The organism is Streptomyces sp. NPDC036984 (assembly GCF_055607665.1).
In genome coordinates this window covers 116,421-126,510 of sequence record NZ_JBVJRL010000022.1, presented here as the reverse complement: position 1 = coordinate 126,510, position 10,090 = coordinate 116,421, and the positions used below count along the sequence as shown (strand labels likewise).

The following is a 10,090-nucleotide window of genomic DNA, read 5'->3' as shown; positions in this document are numbered from 1 at the left end:
TCGCTTCCTTTGTACTCACCCTCTCGGGCTTTCCTCCGGGCGCTTCCCTTCGGTCTTGCGTTTCCGACTCTATCAGATCTTTTCTCGATCCGATTTCCTCGGGGCTTTCCAGGTTCCCGCTCTCGCGTTTCCCTTTCCGGCGGTTCCGACTTTATCAGAAGTTCTGAGTCGGTTTTCCCACCCGCTCCGGGCACCTGTGTCCAGCGCGTGAAGTGCTGGGGTTCCCGGTTGGGCGGAGCCGTAAACGTACTGGAGCGGGGCGCCCCGATGCAAATCGAGGTGCCCCGCTCCGGACGAACACCGACGAGGTGTCAGACCTCCACGACCACCGGGAGGATCATCGGCCTGCGGCGATAGGTGTCCGAGACCCACTTGCCCAGGGTCCGGCGGATGAGCTGCTGGAGCTGGTGGGGCTCCACGACGCCGTCCTGGGCGGACCGCTCGAGGACCTCGGTGATCTTCGGAAGGACGTCGGCGAAGGCAGAGTCCTCGATCCCGGAGCCGCGCGCCTGGACGTGCGGACCGCCGGTGATCTTGCCGGTGGAGGCGTCCACGACCACGAAGACCGAGATGATGCCCTCGTCGCCCAGGATCTTGCGGTCCTTGAGGGCCGGCTCGCCGACATCGCCGACGGACAGGCCGTCGACATAGACGTAACCGGCCTGGACCTTGCCGGAGATCTTGGCCTTGCCCTCCACCAGGTCCACCGCCACGCCGTCCTCGGCGATGACGATCCGGTCGTGCGGCACACCCGTGAGCGCGCCCAGCTCGGCGTTGGCCCGCAGATGGCGCCATTCGCCGTGGACCGGCATCAGGTTCCTCGGGCGGCAGATGTTGTAGAAGTACAGCAGCTCGCCCGCGGACGCGTGGCCGGAAACGTGCACCTTGGCGTTGCCCTTGTGGACGACGTTGGCGCCCCAGCGGGTCAGGCCGTTGATGACGCGGTACACCGCGTTCTCGTTCCCGGGGATCAACGAGGACGCGAGGATGACGGTGTCCCCCGCGACGATGCGGATCTGGTGGTCGCGGTTGGCCATCCGGGACAGGGCCGCCATCGGCTCGCCCTGGGAGCCCGTACAGACCAGGACCACTTCGTGGTCCGGGAGATCGTCGAGGGTCTTGACGTCGACGACCAGACCCGGCGGCACCCGCAGATAGCCCAGATCCCGCGCGATGCCCATGTTCCGGACCATGGAGCGGCCGACGAAGGCGACCCGGCGGCCGTACTCGTGCGCCGCGTCCAGAATCTGCTGGATGCGGTGGACATGGCTGGCGAAACTCGCCACGATGATCCGCTTGCGGGCGCCGGCGAAGACCTGCCGCAGGACATTGGAGATGTCGCGCTCGTGCGGGGTGAACCCCGGAACCTCGGCGTTCGTGGAGTCGCTGAGGAGGAGGTCGATGCCCTCTTCGCTCAGCCGCGCGAAGGCGTGCAGGTCGGTGAGGCGGTTGTCCAGCGGGAGCTGGTCCATCTTGAAGTCGCCGGTGTGCACCACCATGCCGGCGGGGGTGCGGATGGCGACGGCCAGGGCGTCCGGGATGGAGTGGTTGACGGCGATGAACTCGCAGTCGAAGGGACCGACGCGCTCACGGTTGCCTTCGGCGACCTCGAGCGTGTAGGGGCGGATCCGGTGCTCCTGGAGCTTGGCCTCGATGAGGGCGAGGGTCAGCTTGGAGCCGATCAGCGGGATGTCCGGCTTCTCGCGGAGCAGGAAGGGGACGCCGCCGATGTGATCCTCGTGGCCGTGGGTGAGGACGATGCCCTCGATGTCGTCGAGGCGGTCCCGGATGGACGAGAAGTCCGGGAGGATCAGGTCGATTCCGGGCTGCTCCTCCTCGGGGAAGAGCACTCCGCAGTCGACGATCAACAGGCGGCCGCCGTACTCGAAGACCGTCATGTTCCGGCCGATCTCGCCGAGGCCGCCGAGCGGGGTGACCCGCAGGCCGCCCTTGGGGAGCGGCGGGGGCGCGCCGAGTTCAGGATGCGGATGACTCAAAAGACTCTCCTCACCACACACGCCACGTACCGGTCGGGCACGTGGCGCGCATGACGTTCGTGCAGAAGCAGTTGTCGTTGTGGGGTGCGGGCACCGGTGGCCCGCCTGTTCTGTTGTTCTTCAGTTGTGAAGCCCGTGTGCTGCCAAGTCTGTTGTCAGAGCTGTACCCCGCCGGCGGCAAGATCGATCTTGAGCTGGGCGATCTCCTCGGGCGAGCACTCGACCATGGGCGAGCGCAGCGGTCCGGCGGGCAGCCCCTGAAGGGCGAGGGCGGCCTTGGTGGTCATGACGCCCTGGGTGCGGAACATGCCGGTGTAGACCGGGAGCAGCTTCTGGTGGATCTCGGTGGCCTTGACCACGTCACCGGAGACGTACGCGTCCACCAGGGCGCGCAGATCGGGGGTGACCAGGTGGCCGACGACCGAGACGAAGCCGACCGCGCCCACGGAGAGCAGCGGGAGGTTGAGCATGTCGTCGCCGGAGTACCAGGCGAGGCCGGACTGGGCGATGGCCCAGCTGGCGCGGCCGAGGTCGCCCTTGGCGTCCTTGTTGGCCACGATCCGGGGGTGCTCGGCGAGCCGGACGAGGGTCTCGGTGTTGATCGGGACACCGCTGCGCCCGGGGATGTCGTAGAGCATGACCGGCAGGCCGGTGGCGTCGGCGACGGCCGTGAAGTGCCGGTACAGGCCCTCCTGCGGGGGCTTGTTGTAGTACGGCGTGACGACCAGGAGTCCGTGGGCGCCGACACGCTCGGCCTCGCGAGCCAGCTCGATGCTGTGGTGGGTGTCGTTCGTGCCGACGCCGGCGACGACGTGGGCACGGTCGCCGACGGCTTCCAGTACGGCTCGTACGAGGTCCGATTTCTCCGCGTCGCTGGTGGTAGGGGACTCGCCGGTGGTGCCGTTGATGATCAGGCCGTCGTTGCCTGCGTCCACCAGGTGGGCGGCGAGCCGCTGCGCGCCGTCGAGGTCGAGTGCGCCGTCCGCCGTGAAGGGCGTGACCATGGCGGTGAGGACCCGCCCGAAGGGGGTCTGCGGAGTCGAGGTCGGAGCCATGGGTAACACGCTACTCGGTGCCCGATGCGAGGTGCGCCCTTGGGGTGTCGGGAAAGTCAGGACAAATAAGGAGCCCGGCACTGCCTGCTCGGGGGTTCAAGCAGTGCCGGGTCCGTTTGATCAGGCTAGATGAACTTCACTAAATGCTGCAATACGGACACTTCGCCAGACTGACCCGTACATCCGTTCCCGAGAGGGGAACAAGCCTTCGTTACGGGGCCACACGGCCGTTCGCATTGAAGGCGGCGTACGTCAACGGCATGAGCTTCGCCCACTCCGCTTCCATCTTCTCGCCGACCATCTCGATCTCCCGCTGCGGGAAGGACGGCACCTTGGCCAGCTCGTGCTGGGTGCGCAGGCCGAGGAAGTGCATCAGGGAGCGGGCGTTGCAGGTGGCGTACATGGAGGAGTACAGACCGACGGGGAGGGCCGCGCGGGCGACCTCGCGGGCGACGCCCTCGGCGAGCATCTTCTGGTAGGCCGCGTACGCCTGCTCGTACGCCTCCTGGAGGGTGTCGCTCACGGCCTGGTGCTGGGCCGGGGTGCCCTCGACGAAGACGTACTTGCCGGGGCGGCCCTCCTGGACGAGCTTGCGGGAGGCGTCGGGAACGTAGAAGACCGGCTCGAGCTCACGGTAGCGGCCGGACTCCTCGTTGTACGACCAGCCGACCCGGTGCCGCATGAACTCGCGGAACACGAAGATCGGGGCGCTGATGAAGAAGGTCATCGAGTTGTGCTCGAACGGGCTGCCGTGCCGGTCGCGCATCAGGTAGTTGATCAGGCCCTTGGAGCGCTCGGGATCCTTCTTCAGCTCGTCCAGGGACTGCTCGCCGGCGGTGGAGACGCGGGCGGCGAAGAGCACGTCGGCGTCCGAAGCGCTGGACTTCACCAGTTCGACGGTGACGTCACTACGGAACGTGAGCGACTCGGGGCTGGTCACGGGGGTTGGGGTCCTTCCCATCACTTCTGTGGTTCGCGCCCACCTTACGGGGCACCCGCCGGGGCCCGGGCAGGACCCGGCCCCGAAAAACCCACCGGCGATTTTTTCGGACATGGGGCACCTTTTGTGTCACTCGTGCGTCTGTACCGGTGAGGCGTGCACGTTTGATCTTCGACCCCTGAAAGGAGCGGCAACCGCGATGTTCCGTCGGCGCGAGCCCGTACCCTTCGCCTTCCTGGCCGAGGCGGAAAGGTTCCGTAGCAATGTCACTCCCCCGCCCCGCCGTCGGGCGTCCTTCGGCGAGATGGCCGGGCGCTGGCTGCTGGGCCTCACCCTCGTGGCCGGGCTGGTAGGAGCCCTGATCGTCGGTACGCCGGCGCTCTCCACGCCGTCCAGTACGCCGGCTCAGCAGTCCCAGGCGTCCCAGGGGCACTGAGCGGAGGCGGCTGACCCTTCCGGACGCTCCAGGCTGGTGAGCGCGAACCCGGCCGGATAGCCTCACCGGGCACAGCCCGCACGAGGAGCGAGTGAGGACCAGCCGTGTCACTGCCCTTCCTGACGGCCGACCGTACCTTCGAGACGGCGGCCGAGAGTGCGCTGCCGTACGACGATCCGGAGCGCTGGCGTCGGCCCTACCGGCCTGGGCCCTGGCGGGTGGCGGTGGCGGCGCTGGGGCTGCTGCTCGCCTCGTTCGTCCTGTTCGGCGCGGTCGTCATGGCGCTGACCGGCTCGGTGTCCACCGCCGGGGTCGTTCTGGGCGTGGGCCTGGCCATCGTCGCCGGAGCGCTGCGGCTGTTGCGCATGGGCATCTGGGTGAGCGGGAGCGGACTGCGCCTGGCGGGTTTCCTGGTCACGCGGACCGTGCCCTGGGCGCGGGTGGTCTCGGTGCGGACGGTGCAGCAGCCGGTGCGCTGGCTGGGGCTGCCGCGGACGGTGCAGGGGCAGGCCCTGGCACTCGTACGCAGGGACCGGCGTGCCGAGGACACTCCGCCGCTGCTGACCACGCACGGCCTGGACTTCCTGGGCCGCCCGGCCGCGTTCGACCGGGCTGCCGACACGGTGGAGGCGTGGGCGGCGGAGAACGGAGCGCAGCACCGGCGCGGCTGACCCCGCGACCGAAACCGACGGGGCCTGACCTCGGCAAGCGAAGCGGAAGGGGCCGGCCCGCAGAGATGCGGACCGGCCCCTTCGGCGTGGCTTCGGCGGCCTCGGTGGGAGGCCGGGGCGGACGGGGCCGGGTGGTCAGGTCGGGGCCGGCTTGCCGTCGTGCAGGGCGATGGCTCGTTGCATTGCCTTCCGGGCGCGGGGGGTGTCCCTGGCGTCGTGGTAGGCGACGGCGAGCCGGAACCAGCAGCGCCAGTCGTCGGGGGACGCCTCCGTCTCGGCCTTGCGCTTGGCGAAGACCTCGTCGGCCGAGTCGCGGTCGATACGGCCGCTGGGCAGGCGTGTGAGCTCGTCGACCGGGAGGCCGCCCTCGGCCTCGAGTTCCACGGCGAGGGCGTTGGCCCTGCGGACGAACCGGGTGTTCTTCCACAGGAACCACAGGCCGATGACCGGCAGGATCAGCACCGCCACGCCGAAGGTGACGGTGAGGACCGTGCCGGACTGGATGAGCATGACGCCGCGGCTGCCGACCAGGACGAAGTAGAAGACCAGGACGGCGGCCGTGACGAGGTAGGTGATCTTCGCGCGCATGACGTCGTCGGGCTCAGCTCAGGTCCAGGAAGTGCTCCAGGCCGAATGTCAGGCCCGGAGTGGTCACCACGCGGCGGGCGCCGAGCAGGATGCCCGGCATGAAGCTGCTGTGGTGCAGCGAGTCGTGCCGGACGGTGAGGGTCTCGCCCTCGCCGCCGAGCAGCACCTCCTGGTGGGCCAGGAGGCCGCGCAGCCGGACGGCGTGGACCGGGATGCCGTCCACGTTCGCCCCGCGGGCGCCGTCCAGGGCCGTGACCGTGGCGTCCGGCGCCGGGGCCGTACCGGCCGTCCGGCGGGCCTCGGCGATCAGCTGAGCCGTGCGCGTGGCGGTGCCGGAGGGGGCGTCCACCTTGTTCGGGTGGTGCAGCTCGACCACCTCCACCGACTCGAAGTACGGCGCGGCGATCTGCGCGAACTTCATGGTCAGGACGGCTCCGATGGAGAAGTTCGGCGCGATGAGCACGCCGGTCTCCGGGGACTGGGCGAGCCAGCCCTTCAGCTGTGCGAGGCGGTCGTCGTTCCAGCCCGTGGTACCGACCACCGCGTGGATGCCGTGACGGATGCAGAAGTCGAGGTTGCCCATGACCGAGGCGGGGGTGGTCAGCTCGACGGCGACCTGGGCGCCGGTCTCCGCCAGCGTCTCCAGCTTGTCGCCCCGGCCGAGGGCGGCGACCAGTTCCATGTCCTCGGCGGCCTCGACCGCCTTGACCGCCTCGGACCCGATCCGGCCCTTGGCACCGAGGACCGCCACGCGCAGCTTGCTCATGTTCCTGCTTCCTAACCGGTGGTGTTTCAGGCGACCGCGTCGTGCAGCCGGGACGCCTGCTTGTCCTTGAGCGGGCCGATGACCGACAGCGAGGGACGCTGCCCCAGGATGTCGCGGGCGACCGAGCGGACCTCGTCCGGGGTGACCGCGGCTATCTTCGCCAGCATGTCGTCCACGGACATCTGCTCGCCCCAGCACAGCTCGCTCTTGCCGATGCGGTTCATCAGCGCGCCGGTGTCCTCCAGGCCCAGGACCGTGGAGCCCCGCAGCTGGCCGATGGCGCGGGCGATCTCGTCGTCGGAGAGGCCGTTGTGCGCGACGTGGTCGAGTTCGTCGCGGCAGAGCTTCAGCACGTCGTGCACCTGGCTGGGCCGGCAGCCGGCGTACACGCCGAACAGGCCGCAGTCGGCGAAGCCGGAGGTGTACGAGTACACGCTGTAGGCGAGGCCGCGCTTCTCCCGGACCTCCTGGAAGAGGCGGGAGGACATGCCGCCGCCGAGGGCGGTGTTGAGCACGCCCATGGCCCAGCGGCGGTCGTCGGTGCGGGCGAGGCCCGGCATGCCGAGGACGACGTGTGCCTGCTCGGTCTTGCGGGCGAGCAGTTCGACCTTGCCGGAGGTGCGGATCGTACGGCGGCCGTCGCGCGGGGCGATGGGCTGCGCGTCCGGGTTCGTGAGGGCGCCCGCCTTCTCGAAGGCCGCGCGGACCTGGCGTACGACCTTGTTGTGGTCGATGTTGCCGGCGCAGGCGACCACGAGGTGGGTCGGGTCGTAGTGCTTCTTGTAGAAGCGGCGGATGCGGTCGGCGGTGAGCGCGTTGACCGTGTCGACCGTGCCGAGGACCGGACGGCCGAGGGCGTTGTCGCCGAACATGGTGTGCGCGAACAGGTCGTGCACACAGTCGCCCGGGTCGTCCTCGGTCATGGCGATCTCTTCGAGGATCGCGCCGCGCTCGACATTGACGTCGTCCTCGAGGATCAGCGAGCCGGTCAGCATGTCGCAGACGACGTCGATGGCGAGCGGCAGGTCGGCGTCGAGCACGCGCGCGTAGTAGCACGTGTACTCCTTCGCCGTGAACGCGTTCATCTCGCCGCCGACCGCGTCGAGCGCGGCGGAGATGTCGAGCGCGCTGCGGCGGGCCGTGCCCTTGAAGAGCAGGTGCTCCAGGTAGTGCGTGGCACCGTTCAGGGACGGGGTCTCGTCGCGCGAGCCCACGTGCGCCCAGATGCCGAAGGTCGCGGAGCGGACCGAGGGCAGGGTCTCGGTGACGATGCGCAGGCCGCCCGGGAGGGTCGTCTTGCGGACCGTACCGATGCCGTTCTGACCCTTGATGAGGGTTTGGGTACGGGCGACGGCCCGCGCCTCCGAGGAGGAGCGGGCCGTCGCCTTGGAGCTACGGGACGTCACTGCTCGGTGTCGTCCTTCGCCTCGTCGTCGCCCTCTTCGCCCTCGATCACCGGAACGAGGGAGAGCTTGCCGCGGGAGTCGATCTCGGCGATCTCGACCTGGACCTTCTGGCCCACGCCGAGGACGTCCTCGACGTTCTCCACGCGCTTGCCGCCGGCGAGCTTGCGGATCTGCGAGATGTGCAGCAGACCGTCCTTGCCGGGCAGCAGGGAGACGAACGCACCGAAGGTGGTCGTCTTGACGACCGTACCCAGGTAACGCTCGCCGACCTCGGGCATCGTCGGGTTGGCGATGCCGTTGATCGTGGCGCGGGCGGCCTCCGCCGAGGGACCGTCGGCGGCACCGATGTAGATCGTGCCGTCGTCCTCGATGGTGATCTCGGCGCCCGTGTCCTCCTGGATCTGGTTGATCATCTTGCCCTTGGGGCCGATGACCTCGCCGATCTTGTCGACCGGGATCTTGACGGTGATGATCCGCGGGGCGTGCGGGCTCATCTCGTCGGGCCGGTCGATGGCCTCCATCATCACGTCGAGGATGTGCAGGCGGGCGTCGCGGGCCTGCTTGAGGGCCGCGGCCAGGACGGAGGCCGGGATGCCGTCCAGCTTGGTGTCGAGCTGGAGGGCGGTCACGAACTCCTTCGTGCCGGCGACCTTGAAGTCCATGTCGCCGAAGGCGTCCTCCGCACCGAGGATGTCGGTGAGGGTGACGTAGTGCGTCTCGCCCTCGATCTCCTGGGAGATCAGACCCATGGCGATACCGGCGACGGGGGCCTTGAGCGGCACACCGGCGTTCAGCAGCGACATGGTGGAGGCGCAGACCGAGCCCATGGACGTCGAGCCGTTCGAGCTGAGCGCCTCGGACACCTGGCGGATCGCGTAGGGGAACTCCTCGCGCGTCGGCAGGACCGGCACCAGGGCGCGCTCGGCGAGGGCGCCGTGGCCGATCTCGCGGCGCTTCGGGGAGCCGACGCGGCCGGTCTCGCCGGTGGAGTACGGCGGGAAGTTGTAGTTGTGCATGTAGCGCTTGCGGGTCACCGGGGAGAGGGTGTCCAGCTGCTGCTCCATGCGGAGCATGTTCAGGGTGGTGACGCCCAGGATCTGGGTCTCACCGCGCTCGAACACGGCGGAGCCGTGCACCCGCGGGATGGCCTCGACCTCGGCGGCCAGGGTGCGGATGTCCGTCAGCCCGCGGCCGTCGATGCGCTTCTTCTCCTTGATCACGCGCTCGCGGACCAGCTGCTTGGTGAGCGAGCGGTACGCGGCGGAGATCTCCTTCTCGCGGCCTTCGAAGTCCGGCAGGAGCTTGTCGGCGGCCAGACCCTTGACGCGGTCCAGCTCGGCCTCGCGCTCCTGCTTGCCGGCGATGGTGAGCGCCTGGGCGAGCTCGGACTTGACGGCGGCGGTCAGGGCCTCGAGGACGTCGTCCTTGTAGTCCAGGAAGATCGGGAACTCGCCGACCGGCTTGGCGGCCTTGGAGGCGAGGTCCGCCTGGGCGCGGCACAGGACCTTGATGAAGGGCTTCGCGGCCTCGAGACCGGAGGCGACGACCTCCTCGGTCGGCGCCTCGGCGCCGCCCTCGACCAGCTTGATGGTCTTCTCGGTGGCCTCGGCCTCGACCATCATGATCGCGACGTCGCCGTCCTCCAGGACGCGGCCCGCGACGACCATGTCGAAGACGGCGTCCTCGAGCTCGGTGTGCGTCGGGAAGGCCACCCACTGACCGCGGATCAGCGCGACGCGGACGCCGCCGATCGGGCCGGAGAAGGGCAGACCGGCCAGCTGCGTGGACGCGGACGCGGCGTTGATCGCCACGACGTCGTACAGGTGGTCGGGGTTGAGCGCCATGATCGTGCAGACGACCTGGATCTCGTTGCGCAGGCCCTTCTTGAAGGACGGGCGCAGCGGGCGGTCGATGAGGCGGCAGGTGAGGATCGCGTCCTCGGAGGGCCGGCCCTCACGGCGGAAGAAGCTGCCGGGGATCTTGCCGGCGGCGTACATCCGCTCCTCGACGTCCACCGTCAGGGGGAAGAAGTCGAGCTGGTCCTTGGGCTGCTTGGAGGCGGTGGTGGCCGACAGCACCATGGTGTCGTCGTCCAGGTACGCCACGGCGGAGCCGGCGGCCTGCTTGGCCAGGCGGCCCGTCTCGAAGCGGATGGTGCGGGTGCCGAAGGAGCCGTTGTCGATGACGGCCTCGGCGTAGTGGGTCTCGTTCTCCACTAGCGTTTTCTCCGT

9 protein-coding genes are annotated in these 10,090 nt (G+C 69.2%); 2 read left to right on the top strand and 7 right to left on the bottom strand.

Annotation, left to right across the window (positions count from 1 at the left end; genetic code table 11):
* Positions 1–311: 311 nt before the first annotated feature.
* The 3 genes from ACZ7DL_RS31205 to thyX all read right to left on the bottom strand — a co-directional run bounded on the left by ACZ7DL_RS31205 (position 312) and on the right by thyX (position 4,013).
* Positions 312–1,997: a ribonuclease J gene (locus ACZ7DL_RS31205; RefSeq protein ID WP_470779260.1), complete on the bottom strand. Its 1,686-nt coding sequence runs from the start codon at positions 1,995–1,997 to the stop codon at positions 312–314.
* Positions 1,998–2,152: 155 nt separating this feature from the next.
* A complete protein-coding gene (gene dapA, locus ACZ7DL_RS31200) occupies positions 2,153–3,052 on the bottom strand; it encodes a 4-hydroxy-tetrahydrodipicolinate synthase (RefSeq protein WP_470779258.1) in 900 nt (299 codons plus the stop codon).
* A 211-nt stretch (positions 3,053–3,263) separates the two neighbouring features.
* Positions 3,264–4,013 carry an FAD-dependent thymidylate synthase gene (gene thyX, locus ACZ7DL_RS31195; protein WP_470779256.1) on the bottom strand — a complete coding sequence of 250 codons (750 nt, stop codon included), beginning with the start codon at positions 4,011–4,013 and terminating at the stop codon, positions 3,264–3,266.
* A 178-nt stretch (positions 4,014–4,191) separates the two neighbouring features.
* On the opposite strand from thyX, the gene ACZ7DL_RS31190 reads away from it, so the two are divergent.
* Positions 4,192–4,428 carry a hypothetical protein gene (locus tag ACZ7DL_RS31190; RefSeq protein ID WP_470779255.1) on the top strand — a complete coding sequence of 79 codons (237 nt, stop codon included), beginning with the start codon at positions 4,192–4,194 and terminating at the stop codon, positions 4,426–4,428.
* 104 nt (positions 4,429–4,532) lie between these two features.
* A complete protein-coding gene (locus ACZ7DL_RS31185) occupies positions 4,533–5,099 on the top strand; it encodes a hypothetical protein (protein ID WP_470779254.1) in 567 nt (188 codons plus the stop codon).
* Between the two features lie 135 nt (positions 5,100–5,234).
* On the opposite strand, the gene ACZ7DL_RS31180 is transcribed toward ACZ7DL_RS31185, so the two are convergent.
* Genes ACZ7DL_RS31180 through ACZ7DL_RS31165 form a run of 4 tightly spaced genes read right to left on the bottom strand, consistent with a single transcriptional unit; the run spans position 5,235 to position 10,075 of the window.
* Positions 5,235–5,687 (bottom strand): tetratricopeptide repeat protein, encoded by a 453-nt coding sequence (locus ACZ7DL_RS31180; protein ID WP_470779252.1) that lies wholly within the window; start codon positions 5,685–5,687, stop codon positions 5,235–5,237.
* Positions 5,688–5,700: 13 nt separating this feature from the next.
* Complete coding sequence (gene dapB / locus ACZ7DL_RS31175; protein ID WP_470779250.1) at positions 5,701–6,453, bottom strand: 4-hydroxy-tetrahydrodipicolinate reductase; 753 nt, start codon at positions 6,451–6,453, stop codon at positions 5,701–5,703.
* Between the two features lie 26 nt (positions 6,454–6,479).
* Positions 6,480–7,859 (bottom strand): M16 family metallopeptidase, encoded by a 1,380-nt coding sequence (locus ACZ7DL_RS31170; protein ID WP_470779248.1) that lies wholly within the window; start codon positions 7,857–7,859, stop codon positions 6,480–6,482.
* The gene (locus ACZ7DL_RS31165) at positions 7,856–10,075 is read right to left on the bottom strand and encodes a polyribonucleotide nucleotidyltransferase (protein ID WP_470779246.1); all 2,220 of its coding nucleotides are present in this window, start codon (positions 10,073–10,075) and stop codon (positions 7,856–7,858) included. Before ACZ7DL_RS31165 ends, ACZ7DL_RS31170 begins: the two co-directional genes overlap by 4 nt.
* Between the last annotated feature and the right edge of the window lie 15 nt (positions 10,076–10,090).